This window comes from Rhizobium sp. 2MFCol3.1, assembly GCF_000377565.1.
In the GTDB taxonomy this organism is placed as follows: Bacteria; Pseudomonadota; Alphaproteobacteria; order Rhizobiales; family Rhizobiaceae; genus Rhizobium.
In genome coordinates this window covers 224,103-246,489 of record NZ_KB898358.1, presented here as the reverse complement: position 1 = coordinate 246,489, position 22,387 = coordinate 224,103, and the positions used below count along the sequence as shown (strand labels likewise).

The window sequence follows — 22,387 nt, the reverse complement described above, 5'->3', positions numbered from 1 at the left end:
ATTTATTGCTATTTCCCATTCCTCTGACTACACACCCCGCGCGTCTGTGCTTGGACTCAGCGCCTCAAACAGGCGCGCTCAAACGACTTGAAAGGTTACTTCGATGGGTAGGTCAATTGCGCTGCTTTTTGCTTCCGCGGCGCTGGTGATTCTGGCTGGTTCTTTCGTGGCGCCCGGTTCGGTCGCTGCCGTGAAGGGCGAATGCTCGCCGGCCTACGGCGTTGATCCCTGCGAAACCGCAGCTCTCAGGTAAAAGAAAAACCGGCGCCCCAAGACGCCGGTTTCTTTTTTGGTCGGGGAGCTTTGCTTCCCGATCAGGCGATCATGCCGACCGATGCCATGCCGAGAAGAATGGCGCCGAGAATGATGCGGTAGATCGCGAAGGCCGTGAACTTGTTGCTCTGGATATAAGAGAGCAGCCATTTGACGGCGACGAAGGCAACGATCGTCGACACGACGAAGGCGATGCCGAGAGCCGTCCAGTCTTCATTGGCCGCGCCACCATCCTTGAACGTCTTCAGCAATTCATAGGCGCTTGCCGCATACATCGTCGGGATACCGACGAGGAAGGCGAATTCCGTGGCGGCCGCGCGGTTGCCGGTGCCGGCAAGCATGGCGACGAAGATCGTCGACGCCGAACGCGAGGTGCCAGGAAAGACGCCGGCGACGACCTGCGCGATACCGACAAGGATGGCGACCAGCCAGGTGATCTCCTTGTGCGGCGGACGGCGGGCGGCGAGCCATTCGGCAACCATCATCCAGATACCGCCGATGATCAGCGCCCAGGCGATCGGCGTTGCCGTATTGGGGAGCTCGAAGCCGAGCTTCTTGACGATCAGGCCGAGGACGGCGGTGATCAGGAAGGCAAGGATGAGCTTGAAGAGATAGGCGCGGTTGGCGGGATCCTGCCAACCGAGCAGAAGCGTCATGATACGGCGCCAGTAGATAATGGTGACGGCGAGGATGGCGCCCGCCTGAATGACGATGTTGAAAAGATCAGACCGGTGGCCGAGCCATTGCTCCGCAATGATGAGGTGGCCGGTGCTGGAAATTGGTAGAAACTCGGTAATGCCTTCGACTATGCCTAGGATTATCGCGTTTATGTAATCCATCAATTGTCTCCGTTTCGGGGTTCGGTCAGACGTGAATTGTGCTGTGCCGCTGGGGGAACGACACCAATTTTCACCAGACGAGGATGCGACGAGAACCTCTGATCGGTTGTCGGCGATTTTTGGGCGAGGTCGATTTCCTTCGTCAGGGTTTCGGGCGGCCCGACTCGCTTGTGTTGGAGGGGCCAAACTTCTATAGCTTCAACGAATGAGTCATGACTAGGGCGCTATAATCATCGCGTCCATGCGACGTGCACCCCCAGCCATCCAAAAATCCGAGTTTCGATGCCCACGCTCTATCATCACCCCATGTCATCCGCATCACGCTTCGTCCGGTTGATCCTGACGGAGTACGGCTATCAGGCAGACCTGATCGAAGAGCAGACCTGGGAGAAGCGCCGGGATTTCCTGGCGCTCAACCCGGCCGGCACCCTACCCGTCTACGTCGACGACAGCATGCGCGCACTCTGTGGGGCGACCGTGATCTCCGAATATCTCGACGAGACGCACGGTGTGCTGAAGCGCGACCGCCGATTGCTCGCCGAGGACCCGTTCCAGCGCGCCGAAATCCGGCGGCTGACCGAGTGGTTCATGGTCAAGATGGAAACCGACGTCACCCGGCCGCTGGCGCGCGAGCGCGTCTACAAGCTGCAGATGACGGCCGATCAGGGCGGTGGCGCACCGGATTCGAAGATCCTGCGCACGGCACGCGCCAATATCCGCCAGCACATGAAGTACCTGACGTGGCTCTCCGGCTCGCGCCAGTGGCTGGCGGGCGACCGGATGAGCTATGCCGATCTGGCGGCTGCGTCTTCCGTCTCCATTCTCGACTATCTCGGCGAGATCGACTGGACGGAATCGCCGCTCGTCAAGGAATGGTACCAGCGCATCAAGTCGCGCCCGTCCTTCCGCCCGCTGCTCACCGAGCGCGTGCGCGGCCTGACCCCTGTTTCGCACTACGCCGACCTGGATTTCTGACGGGGCCTCTCATGCCCGAACGATCCGCACTGACCAAGGAAGACAAACGCCTGCAGACGCTGACCGCCTTCGTCAAGGCGGAAGCGCAGGCGCTCGGCTTCGATCTCTGTCGGATCACGCGGCCGGACAGCATTCCCGAGGCGAAGGAACGCCTCGGCCAGTTCATCGATGCGGGCAGGCACGGGACGATGGAGTGGATGGCCGAGACGCGCGAGCGGCGCGGCGATCCGCGCACGCTGTGGAGCGACGTGAAATCGGTCGTCGTCTTCGCGATGAATTACGGGCCCGAGGAAGACCCGCGCGGCATTCTCGATAAGCCGGATAAGGCGGCGATCTCGGTCTATGCGCGCAACCGCGATTATCACGACATCATCAAAGGCCGTCTGAAGGAGATCGCCACGCGGTTTGCGGCGCGCGCCGGCGAAGACGTGAAAGTGTTCGTCGATACCGCCCCCGTGATGGAAAAGCCGCTGGCGGCCGCGGCCGGGCTTGGTTGGCAGGGCAAGCACACCAATCTCGTCAGCCGCGCGCATGGCTCCTGGCTGTTTCTCGGCTCGATGTTCACCACGGCCGACCTCTTGATCGATGCGCCCGAGATCGATCATTGCGGCTCGTGCCGGGCCTGTCTCGACGCCTGCCCGACGGCGGCCTTCCCGGCGCCCTACCAGATCGACGCGCGACGCTGCATTTCCTATCTGACGATCGAGCACAAGGGGCCGATCGATCCCGCCATCCGGCCGCTGATCGGCAACCGCATCTATGGCTGCGACGACTGTCTCGCCGCCTGTCCCTGGAACAAGTTTGCAAGTGCTGCTTCCGAAATGAAGCTGAAGGCGCGCGAGAATCTGCAGGAGCCGGATATCGAGGCGCTGTTGACGCTCGACGACCCGAGCTTTCGTACGTTTTTCAGCGGCTCCCCGGTCAAGCGCATCGGCCGCGACCGCTTCGTGCGCAACGTGCTGATCGCGGCCGGGAATTCCGGCGACCGACAGTTCCTCGATGCCTGCCTTTCTCTTTCCGTCGACGCCTCTCCTGTCGTGCGCGCGATGGCGATATGGGCGCTGTCGCGGCTGATGGAGGCTGGCGAATTTAAGCGGTTTGCGGCACAAAGGCCTCAGGGTGAGTCGGACAGCGATGTGCTGAACGAATGGAGACTGGCGGGAGCGGCGTGATGCATCTTGTGATTTTCGGTTGCGGCTATTCCGGCACGGCAATCGCCAAGGCGTTCATGGCCGAGGGTTTCCGCGTTTCCGGCACGACGCGCTCCGACGAGAAGGCGGCGGCGCTGAGAGCGCAGGGTATCGAGGCCTTCGTCTTCGATGGCGAGACGCTCGATGCGACACTCATCGACGCCATGCGCTCGGCCACGCATGTGGTGCAATCGATCGCGCCGCGCGAGGCAGGCGATCCGCTGCTGAGGGTTGCCGGCGAGCACATCGAGACGCTCATGCCCGAACTCTCCTGGATCGGCTATCTCTCGACCGTCGGCGTCTATGGCGACCACAAGGGCGAATGGGTGAGCGAGGAGACGCCGTGCGTTCCGGTCTCGGGCCGTTCCAAGGAGCGCCTGGAGGCGGAGGCGGCGTGGATTGCGATCGGCGAGCGGATCGGCATTCCCGCGGCGGTGCTGCGCCTGTCCGGCATTTACGGACCGGGCCGCAATGCCTTCGTCAATCTGGCACGGGGCACGGCGCGGCGGCTGATCAAGAAGGATCAGGTGTTCAACCGCATCCGTGTCGAGGATATCGGCACCAGCGCGCGGTTCCTCTCGGACCACAAACTTGGCGGCATCTATAATGTGACCGACGACCGCCCCGGCCCGCCGCAGGATGTCATCGTCGAGGCGGCCCGCCTGATGGGTGTCGAGCCGCCGCCGGAACAGGCTTTCGAAACCGCCGAGCTGACGCCGATGGCGCGCTCCTTCTATGGCGAGAACAAGCGCGTTTCGAACGCCAAGCTGAAGGCCGCCGGCTTCACCTTCGCCTTCCCCACCTACCCGCAATCACTCGCGCAGTTGTTGCAGAACGAGCGCTGGCGCGGCTGACTTAGACGCCCCTGATATCGCCATATCGTATGCGATAGATTGGTAGGAAATTCCTACTCCAGGCAGATTTCGTTAAAATTTGGCGCAAAATTTGGGCGGAAGCCTTGGAAATTGCCCAAATGGGGCAAGAATTATGACGCCGGCGCAAAATTATTTTCGTGATTTTTGTGATCACGGGAGTCGTGAACGGCTTCCCGCAAAAAAAGTTCTAATTTTACTTGATTCAATTGCGCTTTTTTCATTCGAAACCGCTTGACGACGGTTCGAATCATTTTGCCGGCTCATCACATATATTTCATAACGTAACATTCCGTGATCTCTCGGGGCACTTTTCTGCCACTTTTCGACCGGTTTAAGCCCCCGCCGCCCACAAGGCGTAGGTTTAACAGTTGAGGGACACCCCGTTTTGAAGAAAATTTGCCGTTCTATTATCGCCGTCACAACTATAGCAGCCTGTTCTACGATCCTTCCGATGGAAGGTTTTGCTGCAAATGGTTGCGGTGGCGCGTCGTGGTACGCACTTCACTCCAAAACCGCTTCCGGCGAACGCATGAACCCGACCATCAATACTGCCGCGCACCGCTCGCTCGCCTTCGGCACCAAGGTCAAGGTCACCAACCGCAACAACGGCCGCAGCGTCGTCGTCCGCATTAACGATCGTGGTCCTTTCATCCGCGGCCGCGTTCTCGATCTTTCCCGTGCAGCCGCCAGCAACATCGGCATGGTCAGCACCGGCACCGCCAAGGTCTGCTACGAAGTGATCGGCTAACGCCTGATATAAGGCACCGCTTGCTCTTGCCGCCAATCGCGGATACCACGCGGTTGAGACTTGTGTACCATCCGCTGCGTCTGTCGCGCTTCCTGCGGATCGTTCACAAGCCGCCGGTCCTTAAAAGGGTCCGGCATTGATCCAGGCAATAGGAGCGTTGTGAATGCGATTGGGCGGTAGGCTCGAAGGGGCGATTTCGGTTCTTGAAGACATCGATGCCCGCAGACGGCCTGTCGCCGATGCCCTCAAGGATTGGGGGCTCGCGCATCGCTTCGCCGGTTCCGGCGACCGCGCCGCAATCGGCAACATCGTCTACGACGCGCTTCGCATGCGCCTCTCGCACGCCTGGCTGATGGACGACGACAGCGCATCGGCGATTGCCCATGCCGTCATGTTCCGCCAGTGGGGCTTTACGCCCGAGACGCTCGCCGCCGAGCTTGCCGATGACAAGTTCGCGCCGGCAGCACTCTCCGAAACAACGCTTTCGGCCTTTCACTCCCGTGATCTCAAGGATGCTCCTTCCCATATCCAGGGCGATATCCCGGAGTGGATACAGCCCACCTTCGAAAAATCCTTCGGCGATACCTGGCTTCGCGAAGCCCAAGCGCTCGCCGAGCGACCGACGCTCGATCTCCGTGCGAACATCCTGAAGGCCACCCGCGAAAAGGCCGTCAAGGCGCTCGAAAGATCAGGCGCGCAGGAGGCCAGCATCGCGCGCTACGGCATCCGGATTGCCGCGGGCGAAGGAGCCTCCCGTCTTCCCAACGTGACAGCGGAGCTTTCGTTCCAAAAAGGTTGGTTCGAGGTTCAGGACGAGGGATCGCAGATCGTCGCCGATCTCGTGCTGCCCCAGGATGGTGAGCAGGTGCTCGACTATTGCGCCGGCGGCGGCGGCAAGACGCTCGCCATGTCGGCCGCGATGCACAACAAGGGCCAGGTTCACGCCTATGACGCCGACCGCAAGCGGCTGGCGCCGATCATCGAGCGGCTGAAGCGCGCCGGCACCCGGAACGTCCAGCTGCACGACAATCCGAAGGCACTGAAGAACCTCGAGGATCGTTGCGACAAGGTGCTGGTCGATGCGCCCTGCACGGGAACCGGCACATGGCGCCGACGCCCGGACACGAAATGGCGCCTCACCGCCAAGAATCTCGACGAGCGCACCGCCCAGCAGCAGGACGCACTCAGCCAAGCGAGCGCCTATGTGCGCCCCGGCGGCGAGTTGATCTATGTGACCTGCTCGGTGCTGCCGCAGGAAAACGAGGAGCAGGTGCGCGCGTTTAGCGCCGCCAATCCGGAGTTCGAAATCTCGGGTGCGCTCGAGGGCTGGGATCAGCTGTTCGGCAAGGACAGCCCGCATCCGCGCTCGTCGGACGGACAGACCATCACGCTGACACCCGCGTCGACAGACACGGATGGATTCTTCTTCTGCCGGATGAAGCGCAAAGCCTAAATCAATAAAGGCTAGATCAGTGCGGGGCCCGCAGCGGATATTGATGCCGCGGCGGGATCAGGTGATGCAGCACGGCGATCGCGATCAGCAGCGCACTGCCGAAACCGACGATCAGAAACAGCATCGGTCCGCCCATATGCGAGCCGAACGCCACCAGCGGCACGGCGCCCGCCGGCGGATGGGTGACGCGCAGCATCAGCATGCCGGCAATGGTCAGCCCGACGGCGATCGCGCCGACCCACCAGAGGCCCGGAAACAGGAAAACCGCCAGACCACCGATCAGCGCCGCCAGAAGGTAGCCGCCGATGACGTTGGCCGGCTGCGCCAGCGGGCTCTTTGGCTGGCCGAAGATCAGCACTGCCGTGGCGCCGAAGGGCGCGATCAGCAGCGGAATGCCGGTGAAAACGGTGAGCGCGCCGACCGACGCCATGCCGATCATGGCGCCGATGCCGGATTTCAGATGGAGGTGGACGGTACCCTTCGGCTCATGGCGATGGGTGAAATGCTTGATATGTCGGCGCATACGCGGTCAATCCGGACAATGTTTATGCAGTTGCACATTGATTACTCATATATCGCCCATTTTCCAAGCAATTCGATTTCGATTTCATGGCCTTTCGGCGGAATTCGTTTCCTTAAAATCATTCCAAACTAGAGTGTTTGACACCAGTTTGCTTTTGCGCGAAGACATTTTCGCCGGGTGTCATACGGGATGCCCGTCACAGGAGAGGATCCCATGAAACTCAACAAAAATTTCTGCGCAGCCCTGGCGCTGGCGGTGGCCCCAACCGCTTTGTCCGCCATTCCCGCTTACGCGGCCCCGGATGCTGCTGCCGTTGTGAAATATTACACCGAAGTCGGCCACGCGAAGTATGAAGACGCGCTGACCACGGCGAAGGCTCTCGACGCCGCGATCGACGCCTTCTTAAAGGAGCCGACGGACAAGACGCTGGAAGCTGCGCGCGCCGCCTGGATCAAGGCTCGCGTTCCCTACCAGCAGACGGAAGTCTACCGCTTCGGCAACCCGATCGTCGATGACTGGGAAGGCAAGGTCAACGCCTGGCCGCTCGACGAAGGCCTGATCGACTATGTCGACGCGTCCTACGGCACCGAGAGCGACGAGAACTCCCTTTACGTCGCCAACGTGATCGCCAACAAGACGATCAAGATCGACGGCAAGGATGTCGACGCTTCGAAGCTGACGCCCGAATTCCTCTCCGGCACGCTGGCGGAAGCCGGCGGCGTGGAAGCCAACGTCGCGACCGGCTATCACGCCATCGAATTCCTGCTCTGGGGCCAGGATCTGAACGGCACCGGCCCAGGCGCCGGCAACCGCCCGGCAACCGATTACGACCTGAAGAATTGCACGCACGGCAATTGCGACCGCCGCGCCGAATATCTGAAGTCGGCCTCGACGCTGTTGGTCTCCGACCTGCAGGAAATGACCGACAACTGGAAGCCGGATGGCGAAGCCACCAAGCATGTCGAGGCCGATCCGAAGGCCGGCCTCGTCGCCATCCTGACCGGCATGGGCTCGCTCTCCTACGGCGAACTCGCCGGCGAGCGCATGAAGCTCGGCCTGATCCTGCACGATCCGGAAGAAGAGCATGATTGCTTCTCCGACAACACCTACAACTCGCACCTCAACGACGCTGTCGGCATCGCTGCCGCCTATACGGGCAACTACACCCGCGTCGACGGTACGAAGATGAAGGGTCCGTCGCTGCACGATCTCGTTGCCGCCAAGGACAAGAAGCTCGACAAGGAAATGCAGGGCAAGCTCGACGCGACGCTGAAGGCGATGGCGATCATGGCCAAGCGCGGCCAGAACGTCGAGAAGTACGACCAGATGATCGCCGAGGGCAACAAGAAGGGCAACGCCGTTGTCCAGGCCGCCATCGACGGCCTCGTCGACCAGACGAAATCGGTGCAGCGCGTGATCGCAGCCCTCGATCTCGGCACGGTCAAGCTTGAAGGTTCCGACAGCTTGGATAATCCTACTGCCGTCTTCAAATAAGTAAAAAGGCGGGCCGCTTCGCTATCGAGGCGGCCCGAACTCCGAAATGTCGCCTTTCTCGGCCCGTCGTCTTCTTTTCAGCGCAACCATCTGCGCCACGATCGCCGGCCTATCAGCCGCCCTTGCGGATAATTTCGACCTTCCCACCAAGCGCACCGATCTCACCGAAGCCGACGCCAAGCGCGTTGCCGATGTGACGCGGCCGACCACCGACTTTTCCAAGGCCGAGCAATACGAGGCCATGCAGGCGGGCGGCGCAACGTCGATCGATCCGGTGACGCGCAATTCCTTCTCGCATATCTCCGCGAACATCCCTTTCGAGGAGGAGCAGCCGTTCAAGCTCGGCAATGCGCTCTTCAAAAAGCTCTGGGTCTCCGCCCCTTCCTCGACGCAAGCCTCCGACGGGTTGGGGCCACTGTTCAACGCGCGCTCCTGCATGAACTGCCACCTCAACGACGGGCGCGGCAAGCCGGAGCCCGACGCCAGCACCAGCTCAATGTTTCTGAGACTGGCGCGCACGGCCAAGACGCCCGACGAGGAACGCGCTGTCGCCAATGCCGAGACCATCAACTTCCCCGATCCGGTCTACGGCCACCAATTGCAGGACCGCGCGGTACCCGGCCTTCCCGCCGAGGGGAAGATGGCGGTCAGCTACACCGAGGAGCCGGTGACGCTTGCCGGTGGCGAGACCGTGTCGCTGCGGCGACCGCGCTACGCAATCGACGACCTCGGTTACGGGCCGCTCGATCCGGCAACGACAATCTCGCCGCGCGTGGCGCCGGCGATGATCGGGCTGGGGCTGATCGAGGCCATTCCCGAGGCCGATATCCTCGCGCATGCCGATCCGGACGACAAGGACGGGGACGGCATCCACGGCAAGGCGGCGATCGTGCGCGACCACCGCACCGGGAAGATCGCGCTTGGCCGCTTCGGCTGGAAGGCTCAGAACGCCAGCGTGCGCGACCAGAGCGCCGATGCCTTCCTGAACGACATCGGCATCTCCACCCCTGACCAGCCCGACCCGCATGGCGATTGCACGGAGGCGCAGGCCAAGTGTAAGGCGATGGCCACAGGCGTGCAGAAGCGGCTTGGGAACGAGGAAGCGCCGGGGCCGATCCTCGACCTTGTGACTTTCTATTCCGCCAATCTGGCCGTGCCGGCGCGGCGCAAGGCGAGCTTTCCGGAAACGCTGAAGGGCAAGCAGGTTTTCTACGAGAGCGGCTGCACCGCCTGCCATGTGCCGAAGTATGTGACGCGCCGCGACAGCCTCGACAAGGCGCAGTCCTTCCAGCTGATCTGGCCCTATTCCGACTTCCTGCTGCACGACATGGGCGATGGGCTGGCGGACGGACAACAGGTTGGACTTGCAAGCGGACGTGAATGGCGCACGCCGCCGCTATGGGGTATAGGTCTCACCAAGACTGTCAGCGGACATAGCTTTTTCCTTCATGACGGCCGGGCCAGAAACCTCACCGAGGCCATTCTCTGGCACGGCGGCGAAGCACAAAAGTCGCGCGACGCATTTGCCTCCCTGCCTGCGGATAACAGGCAGGCACTGATTACGTTTTTGGAGTCTCTTTGATGCGCCTTTGGTACCCTCTGGTTCTCTCGCTTGCCCTTGCCTCCAATGCCGTGGCGCAGACGGCCGCTCCGCAGGCGGGCGAGACCCCAGCACCGGCGGGTCAGGCTGCCGCTCCGGCCGGATTGAACGAGGATGCGGTGCCTGCCGTCATGCAGCGCGCTGTCGACGAGGTGATCCGCCCGGGATACCGCAACGCCCAGCAATCGGCCGCGCGGCTGACCACGGCGATGAAGGATCTTTGCGACAAGGGTACGCCCGGCAGCCTCGACAAGGCGAAGTCTGCCTTCGACGACATCATCCGCTACTGGTCGGCGATCGAAATGGTGCAGGTCGGTCCTGTCATCCAGGACAATCTCTTCGAGCACATCCTGTTTTATCCGGATCGCAAGGGCGTGGGCTTGAGGCAGGTGCAGACGCTGATCGCCAAGGCCGATCCCAAGGACACGACGGTCGACGCAATCGCCTCCAAGAGCGTTGCCCTGCAGGGCCTGACGGCGCTCGAATACGTGCTCTATGGGACGGGATCGGAAGACCTCACCAACCAGAAGAGCGGTTTCCGCTGCCTCTATGGCGCGGCCGTTGCCGGCAATATCCAGCGCGAGGCGGCCGAAGTGGTCGCCGCCTGGGAAAAGCCTGACGGCATCCAGGCGAGCTGGAAGCATCCGGGTCCGCAGAGCGCCGATTTCATGGACAACAAGGAAGCTGTGACCGCGCTTCTCGGCACTCTCGTGCACGGCGCCGAGAATGTCCGCGATCAGCGGCTCGAGCAATTCTACAAGGGCAAGGACAGCACCCCGAAGCCGCGCATGGCGATCTACTGGCGCTCCAAGAACACCTGGAAGTCGATGACATCCAATCTGGAGGGGCTGCGCAACCTTTGGCAGAAGGCCGAAATGGCCGACCTGCTTCCTGCCGACAAGAAGCCGGTTGCCGACGCGATCGACGCCAAGCTGAAGTCGCTGCTTGAGACCGTGCCGAAGCTCAACCCTGATATCGAGGTCGCCACCAGCGACGCCGAAAAGGCAAAGCTTGACCAGCTGCTGGTCGATACGCGCGACCTCGTGACCATGATCAGCGACAACTATGGCGCCGCGATCGGCCTTTCGGCCGGCTTCTCCTTCTCCGACGGCGATTGAGCCGATGATCAGGAGTGCCGCGATCGATCGGCGCAGCTTCGTCAAGGCGGCCGGGCTGACCTTCCTGGCGGCATTGCCGCCGCGCGCGCTGATGGCGCTCGAGCGCGCCGACGCCGTCTATGCCTCCGGCGTGCGGCAGGCCAACGGGTCCTTCGCGGTGGCGACCGTTTCCGAGCGTGGCGAGATCATCGACCAGGTGGCGCTGCCGGCGCGCTCGCACGGCATGGCCTTCAGCGCCGCCACGGGCAAGACCGTCGCCTTCGCGCGGCGGCCCGGCACCTATGCGATGATCTTCGACCCGCACGGAAAAGCCAAGCCGATCGTGATCACGGCCGCCGAGAACCGGCATTTCTACGGCCACGGCGCCTTTTCGCCCGATGGGCGCATACTCTATGCCAGCGAGAATGACTTCGACGGCAATCGCGGCATGATCGGGCTCTACGACGCCACCCATCGCTTCGAGCGGATCGGCGAATTCGAGACCTATGGCGTCGGCCCGCACGACATGACCGTCAGCGACGACGGGCACACGCTCATCATTGCCAACGGCGGGATCGAGACGCATCCGGATTTCGGCCGCACCAAGCTCAACCTCGGCAACATGCAGCCGTCGCTGACGCTCGTGGACGCCGCAACCGGCGCGCTGATCGAGAAGCACACGCTGCCCGCCGAATGGGCGCAGGTCTCGACGCGCCATGTCGATGTCGACGACAGCGGCCGCATCTGGTTCGCCTGCCAGTATGAAGGCCGCCGCAACGACCTGCCGCCGCTGGTCGGCTCCTTCGCCAAGGGCGAGGACCTGCGCTTCGTCGATTTGCCCGAAGAGACCACCCGAAGGCTCGCCAACTATGTCGGCGCCATTGCCGTCAACCGCAAGGACGGGCTGGTGGGCGTGACCTCGCCAAAGGGTGGGGCCTCGGTGACGATCGATGCCATAAGCGGCCGGGTGCTGCGCGAGGAGATCGTGCCCGAGGCGGCCGGCATCGCGCCCGCGAGCACCGGCTTTGCCGTTTCCTCCTATGACGGCGATTTCCTTGGCAAGCGCAGCGACGTGGCCTGGGACCAGCACATCGTCAGGATCGCGCCCTCACGACGCGTGTGACCATGTTTTCTGCTCGGCGCCGATCTGCGCTGCTGTAGCCTTCGCGTCTTCCACCAGCCAGCCCGGCTTGCGCGCCTTGAGGTCGCGCAGGATCGCATCAACGGCCGCAGGGTCATTGGCGTGGCAGTTGCCGATCTCGAAGCCCATCAGATCAAGCATATCCGGCGACAGCAGCAAATCGGAATTGCCGTCGATCTCGATCTTGGTGCTGCTTGGCGACAACCGCCGCACTAGGACCGAGCCGATCAGCCGATAGTGCTGATCGGGAGACCGCATCTGACCTGTCGCGATCTCGACGGCGTGGATGGCCCGATCATCGGGCGCGTGGGCGAGCGACCAGGCCGATTGCAGCATGGCCTTGGCCTCGCGCAGCACCGGCCCGCCCCGCCAATCCGTGTAAGCGATGAAACGCGGACGCCCGAGGCTGCCGGTGCCCGCCGTGCGCGGCTTCGGAATGTAAGCGGCATGGCCCGACGGCAAGGACGCGTCGAGCGCTTCGGTATAGGCTGACGGCGCCGGCTTTTCGCTCGGCGCAAGGCTCGCGAATTTATCCCAGAAGGCGCGGCGCTCGCTATCGGGCAGGGTCAGCGCCTTGCGCAGCCATTTGTGATCGCGCTCGAGAATGACGGACGTGGGCGTCTGCAGCGCCCTCAGATATCCCCCCAGCACCGAAGCCGCGATCGTCTGCGCCGGCGGGCCGCCCTCGGTGACCGCGAGGAGCGCGCTTGCCGTCAGCCGGATGAGATCAAGCGCGTAGGGCATGACGGCCGCGTCGTCGAAATCATTGGCGCCCCAGACGAGGCGTCCCTCGACATCGCGCCAGGTACCGAAGTTTTCCAGATGCGTATCACCGATCGCCAGAACCTTCGGCGCGGCGGCAGCGTCGGGGCAGATATCGAGGACGGTTTCTGAAAAGCGCCAATAGGTGGCGCGCAGGAAAGAGAAGCTGCTTGATCGCATCTTCATGTGCTTGCGCAGGAGATCGCCTTCGACCAGATCGGCCCCGAGTTGGCCGCGAAGCCAGCTTTCATAGGCCTGTGTGGACTGCACGATGCCGGCCATTTCGAAGCACTCCAATTTCCTGCTTCGCCAAGCATATCCCGAAGCGCATGGCGGGCAATCGGGATCATTGCACGATCATTTGAATCGTATGCGATATGGCTCTGGCGACGCGACGGCCGCGCCCTATCTCCGCCGCATGAGCAAAGCCCTGACCTACATCATCTTCGTTGCGATCGTGCTTGGCGGCGGTCTCGTGATCGGCGTCAACAATCTTCCGGGCGAATGGTATCAATCGCTCGCCAAGCCGCCGTTCAACCCGCCGAACTGGGTATTCGGCCCTGCCTGGACCATTCTCTACGTGCTGATCGGGCTTGCCGGCGCGCGCACCTGGATGCGCGGGCATCTCTCCGTGGGGATGCTGATCTGGGCGGGACAGATGGTGGCGAATTTTCTCTGGTCGCCGTTCTTCTTCGGCCTGCAGGTGCCGACGGTGGCGTTGATCGTGATCCTTGCCCTGCTGGCGTTGATCATCGCCTTCATCCTCAACCGCTGGAATGCCGACCGGATCGCAGCGCTGCTCTTCCTGCCCTACCTCGCCTGGGTTTCCTTCGCGACGCTGCTCAACGCCTCGATCGTCTATCTCAACTGAGATTGCCCTCGATGCCGCGCACCGCTAACACGGGCCGCATGGAGACACGACCGATCCCCGATCACGGCGCATGGGACGCCTGGCAGCCCGCGGAACTGGCCTTGCGGTTCGGCGGGATTGCGAAGCCATGGTGCGTGGTCGGCGGCTGGGCGCTCGATCTCTGGCATGGCGAGAAGACACGCGATCACGAGGACCTGGAGTTCACGGTTCTGCGCGGCGACGTCGCGGTGTTTCGCGCGGCGCTCGGCGACATGGATTTTTACGCCGTCGGGAGCGGCGTGGTCTCGCCCCTGCCGGATGACGCTGCGCCGCCCACCGGGATCGCGCAGATATGGTGCCATGATCGCGGCGCCGGCCGCTGGCGCGTCGACATGATGATCGAGGAGGGAACGGCCGATCGCTGGGTCTACAAGCGCGATCCCTCGATTGCGTTTCCCCGCGCCGAGATGATCGCCACCACCGCCGACGGCATACCCTATCTCGGGCCGGCCGGTGTGCTGCTGTTCAAGGCGAAATACCTGCGCGACAAAGACGAGATAGACTTTGCCAAGGCGCTGCCGAAGCTTGCTCCTTCCGAGCGCGACTGGCTGAAGGCCACGCTGGGACAAGCGCACCCCGGCCATGCCTGGCGGGACCGGCTCTAGAGAAATTTCTCCATGCGGAAATTGGTGAGGCGCTGGCCGCGCTTCTCGACGCTCTGGCGGGCGATGACGCTGAAGCCGCGACGCTCGAAGAAGGGCCGCGCGGTGAGGCTTGCCTCGGTGAAGATGCGGCCAATGCCCTGTTTTTTCGCTTCCTTCTCGACCGTCGCAAGAAGCAGGCTGGCGACGCCGATGCCCTGATGGGCGGGGTGGACGAACATCATGTCGAGGTGACCGTCGGGTTCCAGATCGGAAAAGCCGATGAAGTGCCCCGCACGCTCGGCGATGAAGGTTGGCCGGCTGGCGCGGCGCTCCGCCCAGGCGTCGCGGTCCTCGACCTTCGCCCAGGCTTCGATTTCGGCCGGGCTGTAATCGCGCGATGCCACCTCGCGGATCGCCGCAAGAAAGATCGCGATCGTGTCGTCGCAATCATCCGCCGTGTAACGCCTCACCTGCAGCACGCCGGTCCCTCCTCGTCTCCGCACTCGCTTGCCCGATCTAGCACGTCCCTCCGCCGACGTTGAGTGCACAATCGTACCGGCCATTCCGCCATTGCGCTTGTGTGGCGCGGCGACGCATGGCACTTTCCGGCTCGCACGAGGGCAGACAGATGACCAACACCGATAGCGGCGACTTCCGCGATCGCATCCAGACCAACTTTTCGCGCCAGGCGGCGCTGCACACGATCGGCGCCGAACTCACCCGCGTGGAGCGGGCGATGGTCGAGATCGAGCTGCCGTTCGACGTGAAGCTGACGCAGCAGCACGGCATCCTGCATGCCGGCATCATTTCGGCGGTGCTGGATTCGGCCTGCGGTTTTGCCGCCTATAGCGTCATCGACCCTGATGCCTCGGTGCTGACGATCGAATTCAAAGTGAACCTGCTTTCGCCCGGGCGCGGCGAGCGCTTCCTGTTTCGCGGCGAGATCACCAAGCCCGGCACCAATATCATCGTCGCCGACGGGCGCGGCTACGCGATCAGCGACGGCCCGGCCAAGCTGATCGCCTCGATGACCAGCACCATGATGATCATACGCGGCAGAGAGGGCATTACTGGATGACGTTCGAACTGAAATCGGTCGCGGGAAAATCCATCCTGTTCGTGATGGCAGCCGAGGCCGAATATGGCCCCTTCCTGCGCTCGCGCTTCGAGCCGCTGATGACGGGCGTCGGCCCTGTCGAAGCCGCCGTGGTGCTGACGCGGACGCTCGCCGCACTTGAGCACCAGGGAGAGCTGCCGCAGCTCGTGGTCTCGCTCGGTTCGGCAGGCTCCGCAAAGCTCGAGCAGACGGCGGTCTATCAGGTGACGTCGGTTTCCTATCGCGACATGGACGCCTCGCCGCTCGGTTTCGAAAAGGGACGCACGCCGTTTCTCGACCTGCCTGCCGTGATCGACCTGCCGCTGCGCATCCCCGGTGTCGCGGAAGCGACCTTGTCGACCGGCGGCAATGTGGTCTCGGGCGCGGCCTATTCTTCCATCGATGCCGACATGGTCGACATGGAGACCTTCGCCATCCTGCGCGCCTGCCAGGCCTATAATCTGCCGCTGATCGGCCTGCGCGGGATTTCCGACGGCGTCGAGGAGCTGCAGCACATCTCCGGCTGGACCGAATATCTGCACGTGATCGACCGCAAGCTGTCCGATGCCACCGACAGCCTGTTCACGGCGCTGGAAGATGGGGTATTCTGGTTCTAGCGCTTCTTATGCCCGAAAAACGGCTCCAGGCCCTGCGAAAGCGGGACAATCGATGCAATAAATCCCGCGGCGGCGGATTTCCCGCATTGCAAGACCGGGTGCTTTTCATTAAAGGCTCGCCATGACCCAGACAGCACATCCCGACAGCGTTCTCATCGTCGATTTCGGCAGCCAGGTAACCCAGCTGATCGCGCGCCGCGTGCGCGAAGCGGGCGTCTACTGCGAGATCGTTCCCTTCCAGTCCGCCGAAGAAGGCTTCAACAGCCTGAAGCCGAAGGCCGTGATCCTGTCCGGCAGCCCGGCCTCGACGGTCGACGAGGGTTCGCCCCGCGCACCGCAGATCATCTTCGACAGCGGCCTTCCCGTTTTCGGCATCTGCTACGGCCAGCAGACGATGTGCATGCAGCTCGGCGGCAAGGTCGAGAGCGGCCATCACCGCGAATTCGGCCGCGCCTTTCTCGAAGTCGACGAAGACAGCGAACTGTTCGAAGGCCTCTGGTCCAAGGGCTCGCGCCATCAGGTCTGGATGAGCCATGGCGACCGCGTCACGGCATTGCCTGAAGGCTTCAAGGTCGTCGCGACCTCGCCGAACGCACCCTACGCCTTCATCGCCGACGAGAAGCGCAAGTATTACGGCGTGCAGTTCCACCCCGAAGTGGTGCACACGCCCGATGGCGCCAAGCTGATCGGCAACTTCATCCACAACATCGCCGGCATCAAGGGCGACTGGTCGATGTCTGCCTACCGCCAGAAGGCGGTCGAAGAGATCCGCAAGCAGGTCGGCGACAAGCGCGTGCTTTGCGCTCTCTCCGGCGGCGTCGACAGCTCGGTTGCGGCGCTTTTGATCCACGAGGCGATCGGCGACAAGCTCACCTGCGTGCTCGTCGACCACGGCCTGATGCGCAAGGACGAGGCGGCCAATGTCGTCGCCATGTTCCGCGAACACTACAATCTGCACCTGATCCACGTCGATGCAGCCGACAAGTTCATCGGCGAGCTCGAGGGCGTTTCCGACCCCGAGACCAAGCGCAAGATCATCGGCCGCCTGTTCATCGAGACCTTCGAGGAAGAGGCAAAGAAGCTCGGCGGCGCCGATTTCCTCGGCCAGGGCACGCTCTATCCAGACGTGATCGAAAGCGTTTCCTTCACCGGCGGCCCGTCGGTGACGATCAAGTCGCACCACAATGTCGGCGGCCTGCCTGAACGCATGAACATGCAGCTCGTCGAGCCGCTGCGCGAACTCTTCAAGGACGAAGTGCGCGTGCTCGGCAAGGAGCTCGGCCTGCCTGACTCGTTCATCGGCCGCCACCCCTTCCCGGGCCCAGGCCTCGCGATCCGCTGCCCGGGTGGTATCACCCGCGAAAAGCTGGAGATCCTGCGCGAAGCAGACGCCATCTATCTCGACGAAATCCGCAAGGCCGGTCTCTACGACGCGATCTGGCAGGCCTTCGCAGTGCTACTTCCCGTCCAGACCGTCGGCGTCATGGGCGACGGCCGCACCTACGAATTCGTCTGCGCACTGCGCGCCGTGACCTCGGTCGACGGCATGACGGCGGATTTCTACCACTACGACATGGAATTCCTCGGCCGCGCCGCCACCCGCATCATCAACGAAGTGCGCGGGATCAACCGCGTGGTTTATGACGTGACCAGCAAGCCGCCGGGCACGATCGAGTGGGAATAAGGGTTCACGCTTGAAGACCAGGGCAAGGCGGATTATCTTACATCCGTCTTACCTCTGGAGTTCAAGCCATGGCGCAGAGCGAAACGCTGATCACGACCGTCTCGACCAAGGGGCAGGTCATTCTCCCCAAGGCAATCCGCCAACGGCGCGATTGGGAAGCCGGTACGCGCCTGATCGTTGAGGAAACGCCAGAGGGCGTCCTGCTCAAGCAGGCGCCTGCGTTTGCGCCGACACCTCAGGGCTCGGCGTTCGGCATCCTGCCGTACAAAGGTGAGCCCAAGACGCTTGAAGAGATGGACGCCGGTGTGGCGGCAGAAGCGCGGGCTCGCTACGCGCGCAGCCGCGATCCGGAAACATGATCGCTGTCGATACGAACCTTATCGTACGGTACATAACAGGCGACCATCCTGAGCAATCGCTTCGGGCGCGAGAGATTATCGACACGCAGAGCATTTTTGTCGCCGGGACCGTAGTAATGGAGGTGGCCTGGGTTCTCAGGACGACCTTCGGTTTTTCTCGGACGGATATCGCGAACTCGCTGCGCATCTTCGCAGGCATGCCGAGTGTGACGATCGAAGACGCAGACTTGGTGGCCGCCGCATTCGATCTCGTTGAAAACGGCATGGACTTTGCGGATGCGCTGCATCTGCTTCGCGCCCAGCATTGCGACGCTTTGATCACGTTTGACCGCAAGTTCATCAAGGCGGCACATGCCGCGGGCCACCCGTTCGTCCGCGAACCCTGACCTCAAAACAACGACTGCTGCACCGGCGTTGGCGGCGCGAGCTTCACGCCTTCCAGTTCCAACATGCGCGCCTTCGACACCGAGCCGCCGGGGGCCGAGAAGCCGCCGATCTTGTTGCCGGCGGCCAGCACTCGGTGGCAGGGGATGATCAGCGCGACGGGGTTCTTGGCCATGGCCTGGCCGACGTCGCGGGCGGCTTCGGGGCCGTGGCCGAGCTCTTTGGCGAGAGCGCCGTAGGTGGTCGTTTCGCCCCAGCGCAGGCGGCGGGCGGCGGCGTAGATGTCGCGGAAAAAGTCGTCCTGGCCGGCGAGATCCAGTGCGAGATCAGAGAAATCGATCGGCTCGCCGGCGAAGTAGCGTTTTACGGCAGCGATAGCCAGCGCGATGTCAGGCGTCGGGGCTGCCGGCTCGGCATCGGGGACGCGGCGCAGCAGCAGGCGTTCGGTTCCTTCAGCGCTTGATGTCGGCAGCTGAAAGCGGGTGATGCCGACGGCGTTCCATGCGATGCCGCAGAAACCGCCCGCAGTTTCGAAGATGGCGTAATGCTGTGCTTGTTGGGCCATGGGTCTCGCCTCCCGATATCGAAGCTTGCCGGCCTAAAGATCGGCCTCACCCGAAAATCGTGCCTGCCGGCCAAGAATTCAACCCGTTTCTTGCGCGTGGCGAATTCGCGATCAGCCGCGCGCCTGGCGAGGTTCGGCGTCTTCCTGCGCAGGCTTTGCCAGATCGGGGCGCAGCTTGGCGAAGACGGCGTCGAAGCCGGCGGCGATCTTTTGCGGCTCGTAGCGACGAGCCGCCTCAAGGGCTGCGCGCGACAGCGCCGGGATAGCCTCTGGTTTCGCTGCCATGGATGCGATCTCGGCGGCCAGCGCCGTGTCGTCGCCGGGATCGAAGAGATAGCCGTCCTTGCCGGGATCGATCGATTCCGGGATGCCGCCGGAGCGGGCGCCGATGACGGGAACGCCTTGCGCGAAGGCCTCGATCACCACGCGGCCGAAGGGCTCGCGGAAGAGCGAGGGGACGACGAGGACATCGATCTGAGGGAAGAAATCATCTGGCTTGGTCCAGCCGAGGAATGTGGTGTTTTCTCCCGGAAATTTCTGCGGCAGCGACTTCGAATAATCGCTCTTGGCGCTGCCGGCGATGACGAAGCGAACGTTCTGGTCGTTCACCAGCCGATGGGCAGCGCTGGCGAGTGTGTCGAGGCCCTTCACCGGATCATGCACGCCGATGAAGCCGAAGCGCATCGGCCCCTCGGGCTGCTTGCGCGGTTCTCTCAGGGCGATCGGCGGAACGGCGCCGGGGACGCGGTGGGTGCTGGCATTGGGGAAATAATCATGCTCGGTGTGGCGGCCGATGATGAAATCGGTCTCGCCGATCACGGCATCGACATAGCGCGAGAAGAATTTCTTGCCATAGGAAGAGACCTGGCAGGAGGAACAGGCGCGCACGCAATTATCGTCGCCGCGCCGCATGCTGGCCTTCCAGCAGAGCAAAAAGGCGCTGCGCAGGATATGGCAGACCGGCACGCCTGAACGCTTGGCGGCCGCCCAGGTGGCGACATTGATGTTCTCGATGCTATCGGTCAGCACGATATCCGGCTTGAAGCGGCGGATTTCGCGGCGCATGACGAGATAAGCGCGCGGATTGAAATTTTCCAGCGCGTGCCAGATCAGCTTCTTCCAGCCCGGCCGCGGCAGGCGGTAATTCCAGTCGATGTTCAGCGTCTTCAGGCGGTGCACTGGAACGCCGTCATAGACCTCGTGCTTGTCCTCGCCCGAGACATTGACGACCTCCAGGTCGTGACCAGCCGCGATCAAGAGCTTGGCGACCATCATCGCCGAAATCGGGCCGCCGCCATCGATAAAGGGCGGAAAGGCCGCACAGGCCATCAGGATACGCATGTACAGTCTCCCGGCATCGATATTGAATGTTCTTCTTTTGTTCTTGATTTCCTCAATCCACCTGCTACCATCCCCGCGTTCCCTGGATAGACAGAGGCGGGGCGGATGCTCCGGTGGTTGGTCATGCACGAACAGAACACGCAATCGTCCTTCGATTTCGCAAGCCGCACGATGCATCCGAAATCGTCAAGATTTGGCAAAGAAACCCTGTTTTTCGCGATCCTGCCGGATCCCGACGCGCGCCAGGCCTGCCTGGAGATACAGGCGCACCTGCAGAGGGAGCATGACGGGCTGCTCTCGCCCATGACGCCCGAGCGGTTGCACGTTTCGCTCTACGGCGTCGCCAGCGCCGAGAAGATCAAGGACGAGATGATCTTCGCGGCTTGCCAGGCAGCGTCGGCGGTGGATGCCTGCCGCTTCGATCTCAGCTTCGATCATGTCGCGACGTTCCGGACAGCGTCGCGCAACGCCGTCGTGCTCTCGGGCAATGGCGGTCGAGAATTTCTGCGACAGTTGCATATCCAGATCGGTATCGAGATGCATGCGATCGGCTGCGACCCGCATGTGAAAGCCGATTTCCAGCCGCATGCGACGCTGTTTTATGCTGACGAGACGGTGGCAAAGACGACGCTTGCGACGCCTGTTGTCATGCCCGCGCGGGAGTTCGTGCTCCTGCACAAGCGGCCGGGTGAGCCGAACTACGAGCATGTGGAAAGCTGGCCGCTCAGCGAACGCGGCTGACACCTTGCCTCATGCATCGGAACGCGCTTAAAGCTGCTGCAGCAATGACAGCAGCAGCGGAGACAAAGATGGATAGGTCCGAGATCATCATTTCAGGCGATACGGCGGGAATGGAGTGGCGGCTGCCGGTGCTGCGCTTCAAGGGCAACGATCCGAAGGCGCCGAAGATTTATATCCAGGCGGCGCTGCATGCCAACGAGCTGCCGGGCACGGCGCTGGTGCATTTCCTCTGCGAAAAGCTGCGCGCGGCCGAAAGCGCCGGCGAAATCCGCAGCGATATCACGATCGTTCCACACGCCAATCCCGTTGGTGCGGCGCAATCGCATTTCGGCGAGCTGCAGGGCCGGTTCGATCTTGGGACGCGCACCAATTTCAACCGCGAGTTCCCGCTGATCTCGGTCAAGGATCGCGACAGGCTGGTGGCCGAGCTCGACCGCTACAACGCCGTCGACCGGCTGAAGCGGCAGCTGATGCATATGGCGCTCGAAGCGGATCTGGTGATCGACCTGCATTGCGACGATGAATCGCTGCAATATGCCTATATCGACGAGGCCTTCTGGCCGGAGGCGGCCGATCTCGCAGCAGCACTCGAAATGGAAGCGGTGCTCCTGTCGGATGGCGAAAGCTCGGCCTTCGAGGAGGCGATCGGCTATGCCTGGAAGCACGAGACGCATGAGAAGAAGACGCGGTTGCCGGGCAAGCTCTCGGTTACCGTCGAGCTGCGCGGCATGCGCGATGTCTACCCAGAGATGGCGAAGAAGGATGCCGAGGGGCTGTTCAACTTCCTCGCCGCGCGCGGCGCCATCGCCCATCCGGTTACGCTTGCGCCCTTCACCGGCCCTGCCGTGCCGCTCGACAATATCGAGATGATCCGCGCGCCCGAGGCCGGCACGGTGCTCTTCCACCGCAACATCGGCGAGGAGATCAAGGAAGGCGAGCTGCTGGCTACCATCCTCACCCGGCCGGGCATGGCCGATGGCGCGATCGAAGTGCGCGCGCCGCAGGCCGGGCTGATCGTCACCCGCAGCTCGTCGCGTCTGGTGCGCCGCCGCGCCGACCTGATGAAGATTGCCTGCGGGGCCGCCAGCAAGGTCGTGCGCAAGCCGGGTGCGCTGGAAAACTGAACGCCTTAGAAC

Annotated in this window: 25 protein-coding genes; 19 read left to right on the top strand and 6 right to left on the bottom strand. The window is 62.8% G+C overall.

All coding sequences use genetic code 11. The annotated features are described in order from the left end of the window. Nucleotides 1-103: 103 nt before the first annotated feature. Nucleotides 104-253 carry a hypothetical protein gene (locus D460_RS36415; RefSeq protein WP_018899325.1) on the top strand — a complete coding sequence of 50 codons (150 nt, stop codon included), beginning with the start codon at nucleotides 104-106 and terminating at the stop codon, nucleotides 251-253. Between the two features lie 61 nt (nucleotides 254-314). On the opposite strand, the gene D460_RS0114705 is transcribed toward D460_RS36415, so the two are convergent. After that, nucleotides 315-1,112: an undecaprenyl-diphosphate phosphatase gene (locus D460_RS0114705; protein ID WP_018899324.1), complete on the bottom strand. Its 798-nt coding sequence runs from the start codon at nucleotides 1,110-1,112 to the stop codon at nucleotides 315-317. 282 nt (nucleotides 1,113-1,394) lie between these two features. On the opposite strand from D460_RS0114705, the gene D460_RS0114700 reads away from it, so the two are divergent. The 5 genes from D460_RS0114700 (at nucleotide 1,395) to D460_RS0114680 (ending at nucleotide 6,353) form a co-directional block, all read left to right on the top strand. Beyond that, entirely contained in the window at nucleotides 1,395-2,087 is a 693-nt protein-coding gene (locus tag D460_RS0114700; RefSeq protein ID WP_018899323.1) for a glutathione S-transferase family protein, read from the top strand. 11 nt (nucleotides 2,088-2,098) lie between these two features. Next, entirely contained in the window at nucleotides 2,099-3,259 is a 1,161-nt protein-coding gene (gene queG / locus D460_RS0114695) for a tRNA epoxyqueuosine(34) reductase QueG (RefSeq protein ID WP_018899322.1), read from the top strand. Then, nucleotides 3,259-4,131 carry an SDR family oxidoreductase gene (locus tag D460_RS0114690; RefSeq protein WP_018899321.1) on the top strand — a complete coding sequence of 291 codons (873 nt, stop codon included), beginning with the start codon at nucleotides 3,259-3,261 and terminating at the stop codon, nucleotides 4,129-4,131. Before queG ends, D460_RS0114690 begins: the two co-directional genes overlap by 1 nt. A 406-nt stretch (nucleotides 4,132-4,537) precedes the next feature. After that, nucleotides 4,538-4,900 (top strand): septal ring lytic transglycosylase RlpA family protein, encoded by a 363-nt coding sequence (locus tag D460_RS0114685; RefSeq protein WP_026283154.1) that lies wholly within the window; start codon nucleotides 4,538-4,540, stop codon nucleotides 4,898-4,900. 163 nt (nucleotides 4,901-5,063) lie between these two features. After that, nucleotides 5,064-6,353 carry an RsmB/NOP family class I SAM-dependent RNA methyltransferase gene (locus D460_RS0114680; RefSeq protein ID WP_018899319.1) on the top strand — a complete coding sequence of 430 codons (1,290 nt, stop codon included), beginning with the start codon at nucleotides 5,064-5,066 and terminating at the stop codon, nucleotides 6,351-6,353. Between the two features lie 16 nt (nucleotides 6,354-6,369). Here the strand turns inward: D460_RS0114680 and D460_RS0114675 are convergent, their stop codons facing one another. After that, nucleotides 6,370-6,876, bottom strand: coding sequence for an HPP family protein (locus D460_RS0114675; RefSeq protein WP_018899318.1), 507 nt, complete (start codon nucleotides 6,874-6,876; stop codon nucleotides 6,370-6,372). Between the two features lie 213 nt (nucleotides 6,877-7,089). Between D460_RS0114675 and D460_RS0114670 the strand changes: the two genes are divergently transcribed. From D460_RS0114670 to D460_RS0114655, 4 genes are read left to right on the top strand one after another with little or no spacing between them, the layout of a single operon-like run. Further along, complete coding sequence (locus D460_RS0114670) at nucleotides 7,090-8,370, top strand: imelysin family protein (RefSeq protein WP_018899317.1); 1,281 nt, start codon at nucleotides 7,090-7,092, stop codon at nucleotides 8,368-8,370. A 46-nt stretch (nucleotides 8,371-8,416) separates the two neighbouring features. Further along, complete coding sequence (locus D460_RS0114665) at nucleotides 8,417-9,952, top strand: di-heme oxidoredictase family protein (RefSeq protein ID WP_018899316.1); 1,536 nt, start codon at nucleotides 8,417-8,419, stop codon at nucleotides 9,950-9,952. Further along, nucleotides 9,952-11,088, top strand: coding sequence for an imelysin family protein (locus tag D460_RS0114660; RefSeq protein ID WP_018899315.1), 1,137 nt, complete (start codon nucleotides 9,952-9,954; stop codon nucleotides 11,086-11,088). The genes D460_RS0114665 and D460_RS0114660 overlap by 1 nt, the downstream gene beginning before the upstream one ends. Nucleotides 11,089-11,092: 4 nt before the next feature. Then, nucleotides 11,093-12,190, top strand: a complete 1,098-nt coding sequence (locus tag D460_RS0114655) for a DUF1513 domain-containing protein (RefSeq protein WP_018899314.1) — start codon at nucleotides 11,093-11,095, stop codon at nucleotides 12,188-12,190. On the opposite strand, the gene D460_RS0114650 is transcribed toward D460_RS0114655, so the two are convergent. Next, nucleotides 12,176-13,252, bottom strand: coding sequence for a DUF2252 family protein (locus D460_RS0114650; protein WP_018899313.1), 1,077 nt, complete (start codon nucleotides 13,250-13,252; stop codon nucleotides 12,176-12,178). The two genes, D460_RS0114655 and D460_RS0114650, sit on opposite strands and share 15 nt — an antisense overlap. Nucleotides 13,253-13,388: 136 nt before the next feature. Here D460_RS0114650 and D460_RS0114645 point away from each other — a divergent pair, with 136 nt between their 5' ends. Both D460_RS0114645 and D460_RS0114640 read left to right on the top strand, forming a co-directional pair. Further along, entirely contained in the window at nucleotides 13,389-13,841 is a 453-nt protein-coding gene (locus tag D460_RS0114645; protein ID WP_026283153.1) for a TspO/MBR family protein, read from the top strand. An 11-nt stretch (nucleotides 13,842-13,852) separates the two neighbouring features. Further along, on the top strand, nucleotides 13,853-14,485 hold the full coding sequence (locus tag D460_RS0114640; RefSeq protein WP_018899311.1) for a hypothetical protein: 633 nt from the start codon (nucleotides 13,853-13,855) through the stop codon (nucleotides 14,483-14,485). On the opposite strand, the gene D460_RS0114635 is transcribed toward D460_RS0114640, so the two are convergent. Further along, nucleotides 14,482-14,943, bottom strand: coding sequence for a GNAT family N-acetyltransferase (locus tag D460_RS0114635; protein ID WP_018899310.1), 462 nt, complete (start codon nucleotides 14,941-14,943; stop codon nucleotides 14,482-14,484). The two genes, D460_RS0114640 and D460_RS0114635, sit on opposite strands and share 4 nt — an antisense overlap. Before the next feature lie 149 nt (nucleotides 14,944-15,092). Between D460_RS0114635 and D460_RS0114630 the strand changes: the two genes are divergently transcribed. The 5 genes from D460_RS0114630 to D460_RS0114610 all read left to right on the top strand — a co-directional run bounded on the left by D460_RS0114630 (nucleotide 15,093) and on the right by D460_RS0114610 (nucleotide 18,606). Continuing rightward, nucleotides 15,093-15,542: a PaaI family thioesterase gene (locus D460_RS0114630; protein ID WP_026283151.1), complete on the top strand. Its 450-nt coding sequence runs from the start codon at nucleotides 15,093-15,095 to the stop codon at nucleotides 15,540-15,542. Next, nucleotides 15,539-16,177: a 5'-methylthioadenosine/S-adenosylhomocysteine nucleosidase gene (locus D460_RS0114625; protein WP_018899308.1), complete on the top strand. Its 639-nt coding sequence runs from the start codon at nucleotides 15,539-15,541 to the stop codon at nucleotides 16,175-16,177. Before D460_RS0114630 ends, D460_RS0114625 begins: the two co-directional genes overlap by 4 nt. A gap of 121 nt (nucleotides 16,178-16,298) precedes the next feature. Then, nucleotides 16,299-17,861, top strand: a complete 1,563-nt coding sequence (gene guaA, locus D460_RS0114620) for a glutamine-hydrolyzing GMP synthase (protein ID WP_018899307.1) — start codon at nucleotides 16,299-16,301, stop codon at nucleotides 17,859-17,861. A gap of 68 nt (nucleotides 17,862-17,929) precedes the next feature. Then, nucleotides 17,930-18,220, top strand: coding sequence for an AbrB/MazE/SpoVT family DNA-binding domain-containing protein (locus D460_RS0114615; RefSeq protein WP_018899306.1), 291 nt, complete (start codon nucleotides 17,930-17,932; stop codon nucleotides 18,218-18,220). Further along, on the top strand, nucleotides 18,217-18,606 hold the full coding sequence (locus D460_RS0114610; protein ID WP_018899305.1) for a type II toxin-antitoxin system VapC family toxin: 390 nt from the start codon (nucleotides 18,217-18,219) through the stop codon (nucleotides 18,604-18,606). The genes D460_RS0114615 and D460_RS0114610 overlap by 4 nt, the downstream gene beginning before the upstream one ends. Nucleotides 18,607-18,608: 2 nt before the next feature. Here the strand turns inward: D460_RS0114610 and D460_RS0114605 are convergent, their stop codons facing one another. Beyond that, the gene (locus tag D460_RS0114605; RefSeq protein WP_018899304.1) at nucleotides 18,609-19,169 is read right to left on the bottom strand and encodes a methylated-DNA--[protein]-cysteine S-methyltransferase; all 561 of its coding nucleotides are present in this window, start codon (nucleotides 19,167-19,169) and stop codon (nucleotides 18,609-18,611) included. Between the two features lie 111 nt (nucleotides 19,170-19,280). Next, nucleotides 19,281-20,510 (bottom strand): glycosyltransferase, encoded by a 1,230-nt coding sequence (locus D460_RS33055; RefSeq protein ID WP_018899303.1) that lies wholly within the window; start codon nucleotides 20,508-20,510, stop codon nucleotides 19,281-19,283. 123 nt (nucleotides 20,511-20,633) lie between these two features. Between D460_RS33055 and D460_RS0114595 the strand changes: the two genes are divergently transcribed. After that, the gene (locus tag D460_RS0114595; protein ID WP_018899302.1) at nucleotides 20,634-21,251 is read left to right on the top strand and encodes a 2'-5' RNA ligase family protein; all 618 of its coding nucleotides are present in this window, start codon (nucleotides 20,634-20,636) and stop codon (nucleotides 21,249-21,251) included. Between the two features lie 44 nt (nucleotides 21,252-21,295). Beyond that, nucleotides 21,296-22,375, top strand: coding sequence for a succinylglutamate desuccinylase/aspartoacylase family protein (locus tag D460_RS0114590; protein ID WP_348625634.1), 1,080 nt, complete (start codon nucleotides 21,296-21,298; stop codon nucleotides 22,373-22,375). Nucleotides 22,376-22,387 lie beyond the last annotated feature (12 nt).